22 protein-coding genes are annotated in these 18,458 nt (G+C 68.6%); 20 read left to right on the forward strand and 2 right to left on the reverse strand.

What is annotated here, in order from left to right; all coding sequences use genetic code 11:
* Nucleotide 1: 1 nt before the first annotated feature.
* From IG62_RS0107520 to IG62_RS0107575, 12 genes are all read left to right on the forward strand, one after another.
* On the forward strand, nucleotides 2-454 hold the full coding sequence (locus tag IG62_RS0107520; RefSeq protein ID WP_030798971.1) for a hypothetical protein: 453 nt from the start codon (nucleotides 2-4) through the stop codon (nucleotides 452-454).
* The gene (locus IG62_RS0107525) at nucleotides 455-1,222 is read left to right on the forward strand and encodes a hypothetical protein (protein WP_030798973.1); all 768 of its coding nucleotides are present in this window, start codon (nucleotides 455-457) and stop codon (nucleotides 1,220-1,222) included.
* 11 nt (nucleotides 1,223-1,233) lie between these two features.
* A complete protein-coding gene (locus IG62_RS0107530) occupies nucleotides 1,234-1,659 on the forward strand; it encodes a hypothetical protein (protein ID WP_158795001.1) in 426 nt (141 codons plus the stop codon).
* Between the two features lie 3 nt (nucleotides 1,660-1,662).
* Entirely contained in the window at nucleotides 1,663-2,070 is a 408-nt protein-coding gene (locus IG62_RS48375; protein ID WP_234326325.1) for a hypothetical protein, read from the forward strand.
* A gap of 15 nt (nucleotides 2,071-2,085) precedes the next feature.
* On the forward strand, nucleotides 2,086-2,514 hold the full coding sequence (locus IG62_RS0107540; RefSeq protein WP_030798979.1) for a hypothetical protein: 429 nt from the start codon (nucleotides 2,086-2,088) through the stop codon (nucleotides 2,512-2,514).
* 129 nt (nucleotides 2,515-2,643) lie between these two features.
* Nucleotides 2,644-6,717: a hypothetical protein gene (locus IG62_RS0107545; RefSeq protein ID WP_051797718.1), complete on the forward strand. Its 4,074-nt coding sequence runs from the start codon at nucleotides 2,644-2,646 to the stop codon at nucleotides 6,715-6,717.
* Nucleotides 6,718-6,721: 4 nt separating this feature from the next.
* A complete protein-coding gene (locus IG62_RS0107550; protein ID WP_030798981.1) occupies nucleotides 6,722-9,421 on the forward strand; it encodes a hypothetical protein in 2,700 nt (899 codons plus the stop codon).
* Nucleotides 9,422-9,429: 8 nt separating this feature from the next.
* On the forward strand, nucleotides 9,430-9,951 hold the full coding sequence (locus tag IG62_RS0107555; RefSeq protein WP_051797719.1) for a hypothetical protein: 522 nt from the start codon (nucleotides 9,430-9,432) through the stop codon (nucleotides 9,949-9,951).
* Between the two features lie 9 nt (nucleotides 9,952-9,960).
* A complete protein-coding gene (locus IG62_RS0107560) occupies nucleotides 9,961-10,179 on the forward strand; it encodes a hypothetical protein (RefSeq protein WP_030798983.1) in 219 nt (72 codons plus the stop codon).
* 8 nt (nucleotides 10,180-10,187) lie between these two features.
* Nucleotides 10,188-11,123 (forward strand): glycoside hydrolase family 25 protein, encoded by a 936-nt coding sequence (locus tag IG62_RS0107565; protein ID WP_051797721.1) that lies wholly within the window; start codon nucleotides 10,188-10,190, stop codon nucleotides 11,121-11,123.
* Between the two features lie 47 nt (nucleotides 11,124-11,170).
* Nucleotides 11,171-11,485: a hypothetical protein gene (locus IG62_RS0107570; protein ID WP_030798988.1), complete on the forward strand. Its 315-nt coding sequence runs from the start codon at nucleotides 11,171-11,173 to the stop codon at nucleotides 11,483-11,485.
* Nucleotides 11,486-11,510: 25 nt separating this feature from the next.
* Entirely contained in the window at nucleotides 11,511-11,756 is a 246-nt protein-coding gene (locus IG62_RS0107575) for a hypothetical protein (protein ID WP_030798990.1), read from the forward strand.
* Between the two features lie 723 nt (nucleotides 11,757-12,479).
* Here the strand turns inward: IG62_RS0107575 and IG62_RS47715 are convergent.
* Nucleotides 12,480-12,644: a hypothetical protein gene (locus IG62_RS47715; RefSeq protein ID WP_199812428.1), complete on the reverse strand. Its 165-nt coding sequence runs from the start codon at nucleotides 12,642-12,644 to the stop codon at nucleotides 12,480-12,482.
* 139 nt (nucleotides 12,645-12,783) lie between these two features.
* On the opposite strand from IG62_RS47715, the gene IG62_RS0107590 reads away from it, so the two are divergent.
* The 8 genes from IG62_RS0107590 (at nucleotide 12,784) to IG62_RS0107635 (ending at nucleotide 17,853) form a co-directional block, all read left to right on the forward strand.
* Nucleotides 12,784-13,947, forward strand: a complete 1,164-nt coding sequence (locus IG62_RS0107590; protein WP_030798994.1) for a helix-turn-helix domain-containing protein — start codon at nucleotides 12,784-12,786, stop codon at nucleotides 13,945-13,947.
* A 73-nt stretch (nucleotides 13,948-14,020) separates the two neighbouring features.
* Nucleotides 14,021-14,398, forward strand: a complete 378-nt coding sequence (locus IG62_RS0107595) for a DUF6415 family natural product biosynthesis protein (RefSeq protein WP_158795002.1) — start codon at nucleotides 14,021-14,023, stop codon at nucleotides 14,396-14,398.
* Nucleotides 14,398-14,784: a recombinase family protein gene (locus IG62_RS0107600; RefSeq protein ID WP_030798999.1), complete on the forward strand. Its 387-nt coding sequence runs from the start codon at nucleotides 14,398-14,400 to the stop codon at nucleotides 14,782-14,784. Before IG62_RS0107595 ends, IG62_RS0107600 begins: the two co-directional genes overlap by 1 nt.
* Nucleotides 14,712-14,879, forward strand: a complete 168-nt coding sequence (locus IG62_RS50045) for a hypothetical protein (RefSeq protein ID WP_420711053.1) — start codon at nucleotides 14,712-14,714, stop codon at nucleotides 14,877-14,879. Before IG62_RS0107600 ends, IG62_RS50045 begins: the two co-directional genes overlap by 73 nt.
* Nucleotides 14,880-15,423: 544 nt before the next feature.
* The gene (locus tag IG62_RS49470; protein ID WP_267887860.1) at nucleotides 15,424-15,555 is read left to right on the forward strand and encodes a hypothetical protein; all 132 of its coding nucleotides are present in this window, start codon (nucleotides 15,424-15,426) and stop codon (nucleotides 15,553-15,555) included.
* Between the two features lie 137 nt (nucleotides 15,556-15,692).
* Nucleotides 15,693-16,163 carry a glycine-rich domain-containing protein gene (locus IG62_RS0107620; RefSeq protein ID WP_030799002.1) on the forward strand — a complete coding sequence of 157 codons (471 nt, stop codon included), beginning with the start codon at nucleotides 15,693-15,695 and terminating at the stop codon, nucleotides 16,161-16,163.
* 266 nt (nucleotides 16,164-16,429) lie between these two features.
* Nucleotides 16,430-17,398, forward strand: coding sequence for a radical SAM/SPASM domain-containing protein (locus IG62_RS0107630; RefSeq protein WP_037837936.1), 969 nt, complete (start codon nucleotides 16,430-16,432; stop codon nucleotides 17,396-17,398).
* Nucleotides 17,399-17,499: 101 nt separating this feature from the next.
* Nucleotides 17,500-17,853: a hypothetical protein gene (locus IG62_RS0107635; RefSeq protein WP_030799006.1), complete on the forward strand. Its 354-nt coding sequence runs from the start codon at nucleotides 17,500-17,502 to the stop codon at nucleotides 17,851-17,853.
* A gap of 251 nt (nucleotides 17,854-18,104) precedes the next feature.
* On the opposite strand, the gene IG62_RS0107640 is transcribed toward IG62_RS0107635, so the two are convergent.
* Nucleotides 18,105-18,341, reverse strand: a complete 237-nt coding sequence (locus IG62_RS0107640) for a helix-turn-helix transcriptional regulator (protein ID WP_030799008.1) — start codon at nucleotides 18,339-18,341, stop codon at nucleotides 18,105-18,107.
* Nucleotides 18,342-18,458: the final 117 nt, after the last annotated feature.

Consider the following 18,458-nt stretch of genomic DNA (forward strand, 5'->3'; position numbering starts at 1 on the left):
CATGGCCCTCGACATCGCCGGCCTCACCGACGCCCTCACCTCGCACGCCATGTCGCTCGGCTACTTCGAGCAGGTCAACGGGCACGAGCCGAAGAACCCGCCCGGGCGCGGGCTGACGGCCGCCGTGTGGGCCAACCAGGTCAAGACGATCCGCTCGTCTGGACTCGCCTCGGTGTCGGCGCTGCTGGTCTTCAACGTGCGGATCTACACCTCGGCGCAGGCGATGCCAGCCGACGCCATCGATCCCGACATGCTCACGGCCGTGGACGCCCTGTGCGCGGCGTACAGCGGCGATTTCACACTCGGCGGCCTACTCCGTCATGTCGACCTGCTCGGCGCGCACGGCCAGCCGATGGACGTGCAGGCGGGCTACATCCAGCAGGGCGGGGCCCTGTACCGGGTGATGACGATCACCGTGCCGTGCGTCGTCAACGACCTCTGGGAGGAGGCATAGATGGGGAAGCAAAGCGGACTCGGCGACAACCTGTACGTCAGCGGCTACGACCTGTCCGGCGACATCGGTTCCCTCAGCAACATCGGGGGCGGGCCGGCCGCGATGGAGGTCACCGGCATCGACAAGAGTGCGCCGGAGCGTATCGGCGGCCGGCGGGACGGCCGGCTGCAGTTCACGTCGTTCTTCAACCCCGGTACAGACCGGTCCCACCTTCGGCTCTCGGCGCTGCCGACGTCGGACGTGATCCTGTCCTACTACCGGGGGACGGCGCTCGGTGGGCCGTCGGCGCACATCGTCGCCAAGCAGGCCAACTATGACGCGACCCGCTCGGACAGCGGCGAGTTCACGTTCGCGGTCGAGGCGCAGGCCAACGGCTATGGCCTTGGCTGGGGCAAGAGCCTGACCGCGGGAAAGCGAACGGACACCGTCGGCACGAACGGCGCCTCGGTTGACTTCGGCCCCGGCTCCCCGCCTCTCTTCAACGGGGCGGCACTGTTCGGGCTGCAGGCCTACCTGCACGTGTTCGCGGTCACCGGCACCAGCGTCACGGTGAAGCTGCAGGAGAGCAGTGACAACGGCGTCGGCGACCCGTGGGCGGACGTGGTTGGTGGCGCGTTCACCGCGGCGACGGGCGTCACGAGCCAGCGCATCGAGACGGCGCGCGGCCAAACCGTCGAGCGGTACCTCAGAGCAGTGACTACCGGCACGTTCACCAACGCGGTGTTCGCGGTGTCGGCGGTCCGGAACGACGTGGCGGTGGTCTTCTGATGTTGCGATCGGTGAACCGCATCGAGCCGGTGATGCCGGTGCAGGCGTACCAGACGTACAGCATCACCGTGCCCCGAGACACGGCGGTCCGGGCCGCCTGTGAGCAGGTGGGCTGTGCGGCGTGGCGGCACGGCTGGGAGTCCGTGATTGACGAGCGGACGCCGCTTGGCCAGCAGCAGGCGGCGTACATCCGGGGGCAGTCCCGCCGGACGTTCCGGGAGCAGCAGCGCGGCGACGGGCTGACGGTCTTCCGCTTCGAGGCTGGCCAGCGCTGTTTCGCCGAGCACCAGACCCGCCCGGAGATCTACGCAGTGCGGGACGGCGACTGGCGCGGCAACCCCACCGGCAGGACCCGGCAGCACACCCGTGCCGCCGACTGGGTCGAGGACTTCGGCGAGCACCAGCAGCGCATCGCCGACCAGCGAAAGGAGGGCTGATCAATGGCCAAGGAGAGCGGACTCGGGTGGACCACGTGCAGCGTCGATGACGCGGCGGGCACCCTCCGGGACATCAAGAACGACGTGACCAACTTGCAGTTCGCGACGCCGCGGGCGGTACAGGACGTCACCGGTATCGACAAGTCGGCGATGGAGAGGCTCCTCCTGCTCGCCGATTTCAGCATCACCCTGAACACGGTCTTCAACGACGCCGCCAACCGGACCCACGACGTGTTCAAGACCGTGCCCAGCACCAGCGTGGCGCGCACCACCACCCTCGCCGTGTCGGGCCAGACCCTCACCAACGAGGTCCTTTTCACGGACTACCCCCTGACCCGGTCGGACTCCGGCGAACTGACCGCGGCGGTTCCCGGTGTGTTGGCTGACGGCACCGTCCCGACCTGGACCTGAGAGGACCGACCGATCATGGGATACCGCAAGCAGCCGCGCCGCATCGAGATCTCCCTCGCTGGCCACGCCGAGTACGGCGACGTACGGGCCACCGCCCGCGGCATGAACCTCGCTGACTACCTGGAGCTGATGGGCTACAGCGAGGGCCCGGAGGTCACCAGCAAGAGCGGCATCGTCCGGCAGCTGGAGCGGTTCGCCGACTCGCTGATCTCGTGGAACTTGGAGGAGGAGGACGGCACCCCGACCCCGCCCACCTACGACGAGTTCTTTGCCCTGGACGAGAGCCTCGCCCTGGCGCTGGCCACCGACTGGATCGAGCGGCTCGGCGGGAAGGTTTCCGACCCTTTGGACGCGACCTCGCCCGATGGCGGGCCGTCCCCGGAGGCGTCGATCCCGATGGAACCCCTGTCCGCGAACCCGCTGCCTACGGCCGTGCCCGCCTGATCCTCACCCTCTGCCGGCAGTTCCACTGCCTGCCGAGTGCCCTGCTCGAAGAAGACACCGAGCTACTCGAACTGCTCGCCATCGAGCGCCTAGGAACACCACCAACCAGCCCGGAGGGAGGGGACCCGTATGGCCAATGACATCGAGATCAGAGTCAAGGTCACCGACGACTCTTCCACCGGGCTGGCCGCAGTTGAGGCATCCCTACGCGGGCTGCGAGGAAAGGCGGACGAGGCCGGGGATTCCCTCGATGCGCTCGCCGCGCACTCCCTCGCTGCCGCGGCCGGACTCCATGAGCTGGACGCGGCAGCGAAGGACGCAAGCCAGTCACTCCGTACGCTCCGCGGCCGGGCCGCAGCCGTGGACATGGCCCTACAGGACATGCGGACGTCCACCACCAGCGCCCACACCGGACTCCGCACCCTCGACACCCGGGCGCAGGCCGCGGACGGTCGACTCGATGGGCTCGGAGAGCGCACCCGCTCATTGCGCGGCGACACTGACGAGCTCAGCCAGAGCATGCGGAACCTCGGCGGCACGCTCGGGGGTCTTCAGGGCCGCGTCGGCACTGTGCACGGGGCGGCCAGCGGTGCCAAGGACTCGATGGGGCAGTTGCGGGCGGCGGCGATCAGCCTCGCGCCTGCGCTGCTGCCAATCGCTGCGGCGGCGGTGCCAATCGCCGCGAATCTGGGGGCTGCAGGGTTCGCGCTCGCGGCGTTCGGGGTGGCCATCGCCGGCCAGATCGGCGAGGTGAAGAAGGCGTCGGAGGCGGAGACCAAATACAACGACGCGGTCCGACAGCACGGGGCAGCGTCGAAACAGGCGCTGACCGCCCAACAGGCGTACCTGGCACAGGTGGCCGACATGGACCCGGAGACCCGCAAGGCCGCGGCGGCGCTCAGCGTCCTGAAGGACGAGTACAAGAGCTGGAGTCTCGACCTCGCGGGCGACACGATGCCGGTGTTCACCAAGGGGTTGGCGACGATGGGCGTGGTTCTGCCGCGGCTGACGCCGATGGTGCAGGGCGCGGCGTCGCAGTTGGATCGGCTGATGACGGTCCTTGCGGGTGGCGTCGCGAGTGGCGGTTTCGATCAGTTCATCCGGTCGTTCACGGCGTTCGCGAACGGGGCCCTTCAGCGGGGCACGGACGGTCTGGTGCACTTCATGCGGGTGCTGCAGGGCGGCGCGGGTGGCGGTCAGATCAAGGAATTTTTGGCGTACGCAAAGTCGGTGGGGCCCGAGGTCGGGCAGACCCTGCTGAACTTGAGCAAGGCCCTGATCCATCTGGTGGCGGCGGCGTCGGATACCGGCGTGGGCATGCTGTCGATCGTCAACGCCCTCGCGAAGATCGTGACCGCGGTGCCATCGGGAGCCCTGGCCGGGCTGCTGCAACTCGCCCTCGCTCTGAAGGCGGTCAAGCTCGCGGCTGCCGGGCTGGCTGCCGGGCGCGGCGCGATCGCGGGGTTCGTCGCGCAGATCATCGCCGCTCGGTCCGCGGCCGGCGGCGCCACCGGCGGACTGGCGTCCCTGGCCGCTGGATTCGGGGCCCTGTCCCGCACGGCCAAGTTGGCGGTGGCGGGTACGGCGCTCGGCGCGGTGGTGCTCGCGCTGACGGCGATTTCACGGGCCGGCCGATCGACACCGCCGGACGTCGACCGCCTCACGACGAGCCTCGGCAAGCTCGGCAAGACCGGGCAGGTGACTGGCGAGCTGTCCAAGGCGTTCGGTAAGGACCTCGGCGGGTTGGCCGACTCGCTGCGCATCCTCGCGCGGCCGGACCTCGACCAGCAGATCAAGAAATGGTTGGGCGACCTCACCGGGATCGACGCGCCGAAGATCTCGGATGCGAAAGAGGCCGTTGACGGCATCGACAAGGCGCTTGCCAACCTGGTCCGGGGCGGCAAGGCGGATCTGGCCGCGGCGGCTCTGGACCGCGCGGCGGCGGCGATGCGCAAGAAGGGGATGACCGGCGGGGAACTGCGTAAGCAGTTGGACGACTACAAGTCGTCGCTGGCGGACCAGGCGTTCGAGGAGCGGTTGGCCGCAGACGCGATGGGTGTGTTCGGTGATCAGGCGATCGCGGTGCAGGCCAAGTTGAACGCGCAGAAGCAGTCGGCCGACGGGTTGCGGCAGAGCATCGAGGCCCTCAACGACGCGAACCGCTCGGCGCTCGGGGGCATGATCGGGTTCGAAGCGAGCATCGACGCGGCGGCCAAGGCAGCGAAGGAGAACGCCGGCAGTCTGCACATGGTCAATGGTCAGCTGGACCTCAACTCGCCCAAGGCGCAGGCTGCGGCGACCGCCCTCAACGATCTGGCGAGCAAGACCAAGGACGCAGCCACCAGCGCGCGGGAGTCGGGCCAGTCGTGGGAGCAGGTCAACGCGATCTACTCGCGGGGTCGGTCGGAGTTCCTCAAGAACGCTCATGCGATGGGGCTCAACAAGGACCAGGCGAAGCTGCTTGCGGATCAGATCATGCAGATCCCGAGTGGCAAGAGCACCAAGATCAAGATGCAGACCGACGACGCCATCGCCGGTCTCGACGCGGTGATCGGAAAGCTCAAGGCCACCAAGGGTAAGAGCGTCACAGTCAGCGCCCTGACCGGGTCTGCAATCAAGGTCTTGGAGTCGCTCGGGTACAAGGTCAAGCACCTGAAAGACGGCCGCTTCAGCGTGACGGCCAACTCCGGCCCGGCGCTGCGGGGTATCGGCGCGGTGCAGGCGGCGCGCGATGCGCTCAAGGGCAAGTCGATCACGTTGTCGACGACGATCCGCCGCAACTACGTCGAGACCAGGACGCTGATCGCCCGCGGTCCGACGGGCGCGCCGCTCTTCGGGAATGCGGCCGGCGGCCGGGTGCGTGGGTACGCGGAGGGCGGCAACGTCCAGGTGGCCCCTGAGGGGCTGGTGCGTGGGCCCGGGTCGGGCACGTCGGACAGCATCCTCGCCCTGTTCGCCAGCGGCGCTCGGGCCATGGTCTCGAACACCGAGTTCGTGGTGAACGCCCAGCAGACCCGGAGGTTCCTGCCCCTGTTGGAAGCGATCAACAGTGGCAAGCTGAAGGGTCTCCCCGGCTTTGCCGGGGGCGGTGCGGTCGCTCGGGCCAGGGCACAAGCCCAGGCGGAGCGCGAGGCCCGCAACGCTGCCGTCGGCGACCTGACCATCACTCACTTCGGGCAGATGGCCGGCTACCAGAACACCGAGATTCGGAACGCGTTGGCTAGCCCGGAGAGCATCGGTCCGCTGGTGTCGGCGCTGAACCAGTGGCGCGGTGTGATCCAGAAGTCGACGCATGGTCGGCAGGAGAGCGGCCTGCTGCGGATGCTCGACAGCTACGGCCGGTCCCTCATCAAGAACGAGCGGTCGCTCTCCAAGGTGACCGATCAGCTCGACAAGGCCAAGACCAAGCTGAGCGACCTCAAGAGCGCTGCGTCGCAACTGTCCGACTCCGTCAAGGGCGGCGTCCTGTCCGCGGCGAGCGTCGTCAAGGGCGGTGGGTCCGGCGACGGGCCGGTGACGGTGAAGGGCGTCATGGGCGGGCTGATCGCCGGCCGGGACAAGGCGAAGGCGTTCTCTGGGGCCCTGGCTGGGCTGAAGAAGAAGGGCCTGAGCAAGAGCCTGCTCCAGCAGATCGCCGAGGCGGGTATTGACGGCGGCGGGCTGGAGACCGCGGGCGCTCTGATGGGGGCCTCGAAGTCCGAGATCGGTTCGATGAACAAGTTCCAGTCACAGATTGCTGGATACGCCTCCTCGGCTGGCAAGACGTCCGCAGACGCGGTGTTCGGGGCCAGCCTCAAGGCAGCCGAGAAGACGGTCAGCGGGCTGCAGAAGAGCGCGAGCCGGATCGAGCACGCGATGGACCGGGCGGCGGCGGTTATCGAGCGGACCATCAAGCGCGCCCTCGGCGTCCGGGGCCGGGCGACGGGCGGCATCATCGGCGCGGCCGGCGGCGGACCGCGCTCGGCTTGGACGCTGGTCGGCGAGCAGGGCCCGGAGATCGCGGATCTACCGTTCGGGACCCGCGTCCGCAGTAACGCCGACACCCGCCGGATGCTCAGCGGCGGCGCGGCCTCGGGTGGCGGCACCGTCGTGCTGGAGCTGCATTCCGGCGGAGCCCGGCTGGACGACCTGCTCGTTGAGATCCTCCGCAAGGCCGTGAGGATCCGGGGCGGAGACGTCCAATTCGTGCTGGGGAGGGCGTGACGACATGGCGTTTCCACAGACGGCACTGCCGCTCAAAGTCGAGCTTAACCTCGGCGGGACCTGGACGGACATCACCCACGACGTCTACTCCCGGGACCAGATCCGCATCACCGGCGGCCGGTCGGATGAGGGCACCAAGGTGGACGCCGGCCGCTGCGTGATGACGCTCAACAACCGCGCGGGCAAGTACTCGCCGCGGAACCCGGTGGGCCCGTACTACGGACTCATCGGGCGCAACACCCCCGTGCGAGTGTCGGTGCTGACCGGCGCGACCTACCTGGGACTGCCGGGCGCGGTGGGCGACTACGCCAGCACGCCGGATACTGCCGCGCTCGACATCACCGGGGACCTCGACGTCCGGTTCGACGGCACGCTGACCAACTGGGGCGCCACCAACTTGGAACTGATCGGCAAATTCACGTTCGCTGCCGGCGGCCGGAGTTGGTGGCTCGGGATGAGGAACGGGGTGCCGCACTTCGAATGGTCGGTTGACGGAGCGACCCCGATCCAGGCAGACGCACCGGTGGCACCGACGATTCCACCGTCCGGCCGCCTGGCCCTGGCCGTCACGCTCGACGTGAACAACGGCGCGGGTGGCGCCACGGTGCAGTTCTACACCGCGGCGACGATCGCCGGTCCGTGGTCGTACCTCGGCGGGCCGGTGCTGTTCGCCGGGACCACGAGCATCTTCAACAGCAACGCCCCGCTCCGTGTCGGCGACGCCATCGGCTTGTTGAACTTCACCACCGCGTCCGGCGCCTGCCACGCCGTGCAGGTCCGCTCCGGCATCGGCGGCACCCTGGTCGCCAACCCTGATTTCACCGCGCAGACCGCGGGCACCACCAGCTTCACGGACAGCACCGGCAAAGTGTGGACCCTGGCCGGCGGCACGGACATCACCAACCGTCGCGTGCGGTTCTCCGGCGAGGTCTCCTCGTGGCCCACCCGGTGGGACTCCACCGACGTTTACGCCCAGGTCGAGGCCGCCGGCATTCTCCGCCGGTACGGCCAGGGCTCGTCGCCGCTGGCCTCGACGCTGCGTCGCCGCATCCCCACGGACTCGACGCTCGTGGCGTATTGGCCGATGGAGGACGGGGCCAGCGCCACGCAGGCCATGTCGCCCGTGTCAGGGGTCCAGCCGCTGTCTGCCACGGGGTTGCAGTGGGCTGGAGATGACACGCTTCCGGGGTCGGCTCCTTTGCCGATCGTCTCGGCTGCGGCGTCCATCTCGGCCACGGTGCCGCTGGCGACGCCCGGCGCGTGGCACATAGAGATGGTCTACAACCTCGCGGCAATGCCGTCCTCGCTCACGACGCTACTGGACGTGTCCGCCACTGGGACCGCACGCCGCTACGTCGTCCGCGTCCAGACCAACAACCTGCAAGTCCAGGCCCTCGACGTGGACGGAACGCAGATCGGTTTTATCAGCGTCTCCACCGCGGGGTTCACTGGCAACTGGAACCGGCTACAGATGAAGGCGAGCGCCAGCGGCAGCAACACTCAGCTGGATGTGGCCTGGATAACGATCGGTGGAAGCACCCTCGGTACCTCCACGACGTTCGCCGGGTCGCCTGGTGCGGTGAGCCGCATTTCCAGCCCCTTCGGTCTGGGGCTGGAGGGGCTGCGGCTCGGCCATTTGGCGGTGTTCGCGGCGGCGGAGACCCTGATCTACAACAGCGCCGACAAGGCGTTCAGCGGCGAATCCGCGCGTGACCGCCTGGAGCGCCTGACGCAGGAAGAAGGGTTGCCGTTTGCGGCGGCTCTTGGGCCTGGTGCCGAACTGCTCGGCGCACAGCGCTCACTGCCGTTGTTGGACCTGTTGCGAGAGTGTGAGGACGTTGATCACGGGATCCTGTACGAGAGCCGTGACCGGCTCGGCCTCGCGTACCGGGACCGCACCAGCCTGTACAACCAGGCGCCCGCGCTTGCCCTGAGCTACCACACCGACATCGTGGGCCCGTTGGAGCCGACGGACGACGATCAGCACGTCCGGAATGACGTCACGGTGGCCCGCATCAACGGCAGCAGCGCCCGTTCCACGCTCGACGTCGGGGCGCTGTCCACGCAGGCACCGCCGTTCGGCGTCGGCCGGTACGACGACAGTTCCACCCTGAACCTGGTGACCGATGACCAGCCGGCGCAGCATGCGGGGTGGGGCCTACACATGGGCACCTGGGATGAGACCCGCTATCCGGTCGTGCGGGTGAACCTCGCCCGGGCGCCGGGGCTCATCGACGCCGCCACGACCGTGAAGGTCGGCGACCGGGTAACCATCGCCAGTCCGCCGCCGTGGCTGCCGCCAGACACGATCGATTTGATCGTGCAGGGCTACGCCGAGACCTTGTCGCAGTTCGAGTGGACCCTCGAATTCAACGCGACTCCGGCCGGCCCGTGGAACGTCGCCTACCTCGACGACTCGACGTACGGCCGGGGGGACACCGCGGGCAGCAGTCTCGCCGCCGGTGTCACGAGCACGGCCACCACGCTGAGCGTTGCCACCAGCACGGGCCCGCTGTGGACGACCGCGGCTGCCGATGTGCCCTTCGACGTCCGGGTGGGCGGCGAGGTCGTGCGCGTCACCGCCGTGTCGGGCACCACCAGCCCGCAGACCTTCACCGTGACCCGCTCCATCAACGGCGTGGTCAAGAGCCAGAGCGCGGGCGCGGACGTGCGCCTCGCCTCTCAACCCGTCATAGCCCTGTAGGAGGAGACATGGCGCAGTACCCGGTACTGCTGGCAGGGCAGCGGATCACCGCCGCGCTGCTGGCATCGATGCTGCCGCTGGAGCAGTGGAAGACCGCGAACACGGACCGCGCGGCGACGACCACGTTTGCGGATGATCCAGACCTCACGGTCTCGCTGGAGGCCAACGCCACGTACCGCGTCGAGATGTACCTCCATTACGCCGCGCTGGACGCCGCCCGCTTCAAGACGATGTGGAACGTGCCGGTGAACTGGACGGGCCTCCGGTCGGCGATCGGCCCGGATCAGGGCCAGATCCTGTCCAGCACCTCATCCGGCGGCACCGGCCGGTGGGGGGTCCACAACCTCTCCACCGCCTGCACGTACGGCACCCGCGACCACGCCACCAACCAGTGCGTGGCGATAGAGGAGGGCGTCGTCACCACGATCGCGGCCGGAACGCTCGCGCTCCAGTGGGCGCAAGCCACCAGCAACGCGACCGCGACCCGCCTTGGGTCGGGGTCTTACATGCGCGTCAAGCGCCTCGCATAGGGAGCACCCATGGCTGATACGCCGTACCCGTATTACCGGATGCAGGCCAGCGGGCCGGACGAGACCGGCTATTCGCTGGTGATCCAGATCCAGCAGGGCGCCGGTGGGGGGCTGGAGGGGCTGACGTCCGAAGAGGACGTGATCGCCGCCGTCCGAGGAATCTTCGACGGCCGGGACGGGGTCAGCAGCACGCTGACGCGCTACTCGGTCGCGACCAACACCCTGTGAGGAACGCTATGTCGACATGCCGCGGAGTCGATGTCTCCGCCTACCAGAGCCCGCAGAACTGGAGGGAACACCGGACCAACGGGGTGGTGTTCGCCTTCGCCAAGGCTAGCGAGGGGATGCATTCCCGCGACTCCCGGTTCGGTGCCCACATGAAGGGCATTCAGGGCGCCGGGCTGACATGCGGGGCGTATCACTTCGGGTGGCCTTCACAGGACCCGAAGGAGGAGGCGGACAACTACATCGCGGCGGTCCGGCCCTTCGCGGGCAAGGGGTTCTGTCACTGGCTCGACCTGGAGAGGTACCCGGACGGCCGGAACTACCGGGGCAAGAGCGCGGCGCAGATACGGGAGTGGGTCACCACGTGGCTGGCCCGGGTCCGGACCGCGTTCCCGCATCAGCGGGTGGGCGTCTACACCAGCGGCGATGACCTCAAGGCGGGCCATGTTCCGGCGGGGACGCCGTTGTGGTATCCGGCGTACCCGTGGGGCCCGGCGGCGTTCACCAAGGCGGAGGCGGCGACCCGGCCGAAGCCCGCCGGCTGGGCCCCGCTGCTCTGGCAGTTCACGTCGCAGCCGATGGACCGGAGCATCGCGTACATGTCGGCGGCCGAACTGCGGGCGTGGGCATCGGGGGAAGTGGCGCAGCCGAGCGTGAGCCTCGCCGCGGTGGTGTACGGGGCCACGCACAGCATTGCGGACGAGAAGAAGCACCCCGGTGGGACAGACGACATCACCCGTGTCCAGGACGCCCTTGTCGCCGACGGCCGGCTGAAGGGGGCGTTCGCCCGCGGGTTCTTCGATGAGCCGACCAAGGCTGCCTACTCCCGCGAGCAGCTCGCCCAGGGGTTCAAGGGCACCAAGCCGGGCCAGGCCGCGGACGGCACGCCCGGCAAGAAGTCCCTGACCGCGCTCGGCAAGCGGCACGGCTGGAAGGTCGTCGCCTGAAACCCGGCGTGCCACGGTGCGCGCCACCGACAGAACGGATCTTCACCATGACTGACGCACAGCTGTGGGCCGCCGTACTCGGCTTCCTCTCTCCGCCCGTCATCGCGATCGTGCAGCAGCCGCGGTTCGCCGGCCCGCTGAAGGGCGTCGTGATGCTCCTCTGGGCTGTGATCGTGGGGCTCGGCACGGCCTACTTCAACGGGCAGTTCAGCGGCTCGTCCATCACCACCTGCATGCTGACGGCGGTGCTCGTGATCGGAGTCGCCTACCACACCCTGTGGCGGCCGTCCGGCATCGCGCCGAGGATCGAGGCGGCCACGTCGTCTGGTGGCCGGCAGCCGTCCGGCCCGCAGGCCGTCTGACCGATCAGCCCGGACAGGAGACGCCTTGGACGCCACCACCCTCGGCAGCGTGCTCGCGCTCGCAGGGGTGCTCTCCGGCGCGGTGGTGGCGTACCTCGGCAAGCGGTCAGAGAACGCCCTCACCGGCTACAGCTCGCTCACCGACAACCTGCAAGAGGAACGCGACCGCCTCGACCGTCAGCTGATCGAGCGAGACGCCCGCCTCACCGCTCAGGCAGACGAGATCGCCCGTCTTCGCAGCATCATTATCGACCTCGGAGGTACACCGTGAGCCGCACCGAGCGGGCTCTCGCGCACCGCTGGCGAACTCTCGCGCTCGTCTGCACCCTTGTCGCGCTCGCCGGTGCAGTAATCATCATCTGGGCCCGCATCACTACTGAGTCCGAACGGGCTGACCAACTCGCGGTCGAGGCCAACCGGCGGGGCAGCGCGGTGACGACGCTGGCCGGGGACGTACGAACGCTGCGGGCGCAGGTGAAGGCGGCAGGAAAGACGCCAGCCGCGCCGGACCCGTCCAGGGCAATCGCCGGGCTGGCTGACCGGGCGCGGGTCCCTGTCCCGATCCCGGGGCCGCCGGGTTTGACCGGGCCGCAGGGAAAGCCAGGGCCCGCGGGATCGCCCGGTTCGCCGGGGAAGACTGGCGCGGACGGCAGCGACGGGGCACCGGGAGCACCGGGCAGCGACGGAGCACCCGGCGTAGCGGGGAGCCCGGGGCCTCAAGGCCCTCGCGGCGAGCCGGGCCCGGCCGGCCCTGCTGGGAAGGATGGCGCCGACGGGAAGGACGGCCGAGACGGGCAGGTCTGTCCGGACGGCTACAGCCTGCAGACCTCGCCATCCGATTCGGATGCGCTGGTGTGCCGCCGTGATGGCGCGCCGAGTCCGGAGCCGAGCCCGACGGCCAGCCCGCCAGCCGTTCTCGCTCCTGACCGGCGCAGGTCGTGACGACGCCCCGCCCCTGCACACGGCAGGGGCGGGGCGATTCTTCGTGTCCTGGTCAGATGGTCGGAGGCTCGCGCAGCGCGGTTACCCATGCGGCGAGCAGCTGTTCGTACTCGTCCTGTTCGTCGGCCCACAGCGGGCGTCCAGCGCGGGCAGCCATGAACCGGCGTATCGCCTCATTGGCCTCGGCGGTGGCGTCAGGGACGCATGTGATCGCCATAGGGCGAATGGTACGGCTGGCCACCGACAAGCGCACCCACGAAGACGGCCCCCGCGGGTGAGCGAGGGCCGTTCGTGCTACGCCCCGGGCCCAGCCACGGCGTACCGTTCTGAGTGTCGAGGTCAGAACGGAGTCCAGTATGCCCGAGCACACTGACATGCACATCGGTACGCGCCTGCGCGAGATCCGGAAGCGCCGGGCTTTGACACAGAAGGGGCTTGCCCAAGCTTCGGGCGTTTCCCTTTCATCGATCCGGAAGCTGGAGCAGGGCGAGGTGCATGACACACGGATGGAGACCGCACACAAACTCGCAACGGCGCTGCGTGTCCCCACCAGCCACCTGCTTGAGCGCGACGACCAGGAGGCAGCCGAAACCGCAGAGCCATGGCGGCCTCTTCAGCAGGCCGTGGAAGGCGCTCCGGCTGAGCCGGAAGAAGAGCCCACCCTCGAAGGGGTGCGGGCGCTTCTGCCCACGGTACGCCGTGCGTACTTCGGCAATGAGCTCGCCGAGCTGTCGCGGATCCTGGGGCCGCTGCTGCGGGATGCCGATGCGTTGGGGGACTGTGTCCAGGCGCGTTCTCTCCGCGCGCATCTTTTGCAGATTGCTGGCTCAGTGCTGACGCAGGTACGCGCCTTCAGTGCCGCCGAGACTGCCCTGCAGCGGGCCCTTGATGACGCCCCTGACCGGCTGCGTGGTGCCGCGATCGTGACGACGTGGAGCTGGCTTCTGGTCCGGCAGGGCAAGTTGGCGGCGTCTCGGCAGCTGGCTACCCGCTGGGCGGACGACCTTGAGCCCCGTCTATCCCGTGCGACGCCGGAGGAGCTGGCGGCTTGGGGGTGGCTGCTGCTGCAGGCGTCAGCCGCGAACTTGCGGGACAACCGCCCGGGCGAAGCGGCAGACACGATGCGGCTCGCGAAGTCGGTTGCGGTACTGACCGGCCGGGAACTTCCGCGAGGGCGCGACCGGCTCACGACATGGGGCCCTGCGACGGTCAGCTACAAGGCGGCGGAGAGGTACATCGTGCTGGACCAGCCCGACAAGGTGCTGTCGATGGCCGGCCACGGGAGCCAGAAGGCCAGTACGGAGTACTGGCGCCACCGGCTCGACGTGGCCCAGGCGCACACCATGATGCGTCAGTACAGCGAAGCTGTGGGCACGCTGTCCGCCATCAACAGCCGGGCGCCAGAGTGGTTGGCGAGCCAGCGTTACGCGCAGGACATCATGGGCCATGTGGTGAAGAAGCGCCGGACTCTGACGCCGGAGATGCGCGATCTGGCGGATGCCTTGTCAGTTCCGTTGTAGCAATTGGCACTTCGCTTTCTGGGACTTCCAAAGTGCCATTGAGGTGCTGGTCACACGCTTCTACGGTCACTACATGGACACGGACCGTGCACGAATGGCCACGGTCGCCGCGGCTGGCGATGCTCTGCCGATTGATGCGGAGACGATCAGCGCGACGATCTCGCGAGCGCTGCGCCTCGGCTCCGGCAGGCCCGACCTCGGTGCGCTGGCCGAGCTTGAGGAGGAGTTGCGTGGACACGTAGCCGCCCTCCTCCCGGTAGCCCGAGCGTCCGCTCAGCGCCTCTGGCCCAGCAGCATCGAGGCGCACAGGTTGACCGCGCGGCTTGATGGCATCGAGCGGCAGGCCGAGCTGGGCCCGGCGGTTGATGTGTTCACCGCGCATGTGCAGGTGCAGTTGCTGGCCCGGGATTGCCAGTGGCTGCTGACCCGGTATACGGCGGAGGCCCGGTGATGATTGCGCCACTCGCGTACGTCTACGACCGGTGCGCCAGCCGCGACCGACGCACCACCCGTGAGTTGGACCTGAGGCGGATGGGCTGCGAGTCCTACGCCGACCGCATGGGTTGGGTGCTGGCGGGCCGTTGGGTTGACCGCGGTGCCGACGCTATGAGCACCCACCGCCCTCAACTCGATGAGCTGCTGGGCGCCATGCGGGGTGAGGCGGGCCGCCGGGAGGTGCTGTGCCTGATCCACAACTTGGGCCGGCTGGCCACGGACACCACGCATCGGCTGGTCATGCAACAGCGCATCATCGAGGCCGGCGGATGGACGGCCACGACTTTCGACGAAAACGACCGTCACAACTTCTGTGCCGTGCTGGTGGGGAGGCAGTCGTGACGCCACGCCAGCAGCGCATTGCCAAGTACTGGCTGGGCGTCCTGGTCATCGTGTTCCTGATCACGGTCGGCAGCGTGGGCGGTCGTCATGGATGACCTGGTTGCAGGACTGTTGCCCGAGTGCGGAGTCTGCGTCGACTGCGGGGCCACCGCTGTGGCGCACTACGAGGCCCCTGACGCCACCGGACATCCAGAGGTGGCCCCGCTGTGCCTGCGCTGCGCCCTCCGCCGCCTACGCCCTGGCATGGACGACGCCGAGGCCAGTTGCTTGGTGGCTGCCGCTGCGGAGACCATTGTGCGGCTGCGGGCGCTGCGTGAGTGCCGCATCTGTGGGGCTACCAAGGGCCTGCGGACTGCGCGCGTGGATTCGGAGTCTGGTCCCAGTCGGTTGGTCTGGTACTGCGAGATCTGCATCGATCTGCCGCCTGACCCTGACCTGGAGAGCCACGCTCTGGACCAGCTGGAGGCTCTCCTGAAGGGCGTCTGGAGCCCGGGCGAGCCGTGGCCGCCCCGGCCGCGCCCTCTCCCCTGAGACTCCCGTGGTGCCCATCCCCCGAGGCGCCGCGGGTAGGCCGGCCGCCGCACAGCTCTCCGCGGCGGCGGCCGGTCGCAATCAAGTACTGCCAAGAAGGAGACGACCATGCCCAAGGACAAGGGCGTCCGCAACGAGAACGCCATCGACCGCAAGGACAACGCGAACTCCGCCAAGCAGGCTGCTCAGAAGCGGGATCTTGTGGACAAGATGCGCGACAAGGTCAACAAAAAGGGGTGACCCGTCGGTCCTCAGTCGGCACCGGCTCGCCGTCCTCAGGCCGGCAACTACAGACCCCGTCCCGGCCGATTCCTCCCTGGCCGGACTACTCGGCCAGGACGGGTCCGAGCCTCCACAGCGAGGCATCACCTCACCGAATGGAGACCCACATGGGCCAGTCTGCCCGATCGTTACTCACCGAGCAGCAGTACGCCGCCGTCTGCTCAACCATCCGAACCGACAACCCCGACGTGGAGGCGGCCGACGCCGAGGCGATCCTCAACGAGGCCCTTGCCTTCGTTGCCGCCTGCGCGCAGTTCCCGGACGCCCGACTGGTCCCCTCGTGTGCGGTCGACGCGGGCTGGCACGCCCTGATCCTCCACACCCAGACCTACGCCGAACTGTGCGACCGCCTCGGCGGCTTCGTTCACCACCGACCCGAGGCGCCTGACCCCAGCCGGTACAACCAGAGCGCCATCGACCGCACCACGGCCCTGATCCAGGAGGCCGGGTACAGCGTGGACGGGGATCTGTGGGGCCGACCGGATGATGACCTGATCTCGGTGGCCTCCAGCTGCCAGCATTCGGACGATAGCGGGCCGATCGTGACGATGCCCAAACCCAAGTAGGGCTAGCCTGCCTAGCCCCACCGAGAGAGGACTGCCGCCATGGAGTGGATCCAAGCCGAGTACGCCGACGTTGTGGCCTCCATGAGGACGGCCGAAGCAGCGATCGGGAAAGACGGTAATCCCCCGCTCCGCGGCTTCCTCATCCCCGACTCTCCTGCCGTCCCAGAGGACGGCGAGGAGTAGCACCGAACGGCCCGCCCGTGGCCAACTGCTGGACGCGGGCAGGCCGCTGGGTGCTCTGACACCCACCCTCGGAGGGAAGCCCCATGGCTCTGCTCGCTCCCCAGTTCGCCTGGCTGGAGATCACAGGATTCTGCAACTTAGCCTGCCGTCACTGCTACGCCGGATCCTCGCCGCAGGGTGATCACGGCACCATGACCGCGGCCGACTGGCGGCGTGTGATCGACGAACTCGGCAGCCTCGGCGTTCGCGACGTCCAGTTCATCGGGGGTGAGCCGACGCTCCACCCCGATCTTCCCCAGTTCATCCGGCACGCCCGGTCCCGCCACATGCGCGTTGAAGTCTTCAGCAACCTGACGCACGTCACTGACCCTGTCTGGGAGGCGCTCCGGCTGCCGGACGTGCGGCTCGCGTTCAGCTACTACTCGGATGACGCAAAGGATCACGACGACGTCACCGAAACCCGTGGTTCGCACGCCCGCACGCGGGCCAACGTGGAGAAGGCCAAGGCCCTCGGTATTCCCATGCGCGGCAGCGTGATCAACGTGCTGCAGGGGCAGCGGGGCGGCGAGGGCCGACGGCAGCTGCTGGACATCGGTCTGAGGGACGTCCGGACGGACAAGGTCCGGCCGTTCGGCCGCGGGGCTGACGGTGCCGCGCCGGACGTCTCGAAGCTCTGTGGACGCTGCGGGAGGAACAAGCTCGCCGTTTCGCCCAACGGCGACGTCTGGCCGTGCGTGTTCGCGCGCTGGATGACCGTGGGCAACGTCCATGAACAGAGCCTTCGGGACATCTACCACGGGGTGGCCATGCAGGGCGCCCGCGCGGAACTGGCCGCCGCTCACCCCGAGAAGGCGCCGCGGGCCGGCGGCGACCCGAGCTGCCTGCCGGACTGCAACCCCTCGTTCGACACCTGCAGTCCCCAGCTCGCCTGCGCCCCCGACGCCGAGTGCAATCCGACGCAGGGTGGTGACGACCGTCTGCGAGAGCCGATCATGTCGCCTCACCGGACCGTGAGGTACAGCAACCCGCGCGTTGCGGGTACCGACTGCTGATCATGAGCACGGACGGGGGAACCTCGGGCGATCCGGTGAGGCTGAAGAGGAGGCCGAGTAGCGTGGCAACGCTCGTTGTTCCCCCACCCCCGGAGAAGATCATGAGCGCGACCGCTTCTGCTCTCTACCTCGCACGGCAGGACACGTACGCCCGGTTCCTGAGCGCGGCAGACTCCGAGTCGGCCGTCTGCTGGCGCAAGGCGGATGACCAGTACCCGACGCCCGACGAGGCCCGCGAGGCGCAGGATGCGGCGTACCTGGTCACCGCGGACGCGTACAACCGCATGCTGGTCGAGCCGGTGGGCCCGCACAAGGAAGCCAAGGCGGTCGTGGAGCAGATCAGGGAGCTAGGCCGGGCGACCAAGGACGAGCAAGACTGGGTGGCCTTCAAGAAGGCCCGGGAGGTCTTTGTCGACGCTTGCCGTGCGTGCCTTCAGGAGACGCTGGAAGCTTGAGACCGCCGCGGAGAGCGGGTGCCGTTGCCGGATCTATCCCGTCCGCCCTGCACTCGGTGCGGCACCGAGCTGAGCAGCTCATCGCCCGACGGGTGGCAGTGTGCGGCGGGTGATTGACCGCGAGACGACGGGAGAGGCGCACAGCCTGTACGTGGAGCTGTGCGCCTTTTCGACGCGGGTCCAGGGGGCTTCTTCACGGTGGTGCAGAGGCACCTCGAAGAGGTGCGGGCACTTGAGCGGGCCTGGCTGCGCTAGTCCCGGAAGAGTGCGGACAGGGGTACGTCGAGAGCATCGGCGATCATCGCGAGGTGATCGATAGACGTCGAGTACGTCGCCAACTCGATGCGGTAGATCGTTTTCCTGTCCAACCCTGCGCGTTCACCGAGGCGCTCCTGCGAAAGTCCACGCTCGGTGCGTAATTCGCGGATGCGGAGGCCGACCCGGCGGCGGTGGGCGAGTACCCACTCGGGCGGTTCGGCGGTTGACACTCCGGCAGTTCACGGGAACATGATCACCATGTCAGCACCAAGTTTGGGTCACTTTGCTACTGGCTGGTAACTATTGCCTGCACGGGCTTGCCATGAAGCCCGTGCAGCCTCGTACGT

Origin of the sequence: Streptomyces sp. NRRL S-337 (genome assembly GCF_000720175.1) — a bacterium.
In the GTDB taxonomy this organism is placed as follows: domain Bacteria; phylum Actinomycetota; class Actinomycetes; order Streptomycetales; family Streptomycetaceae; genus Streptomyces; species Streptomyces siderophoricus.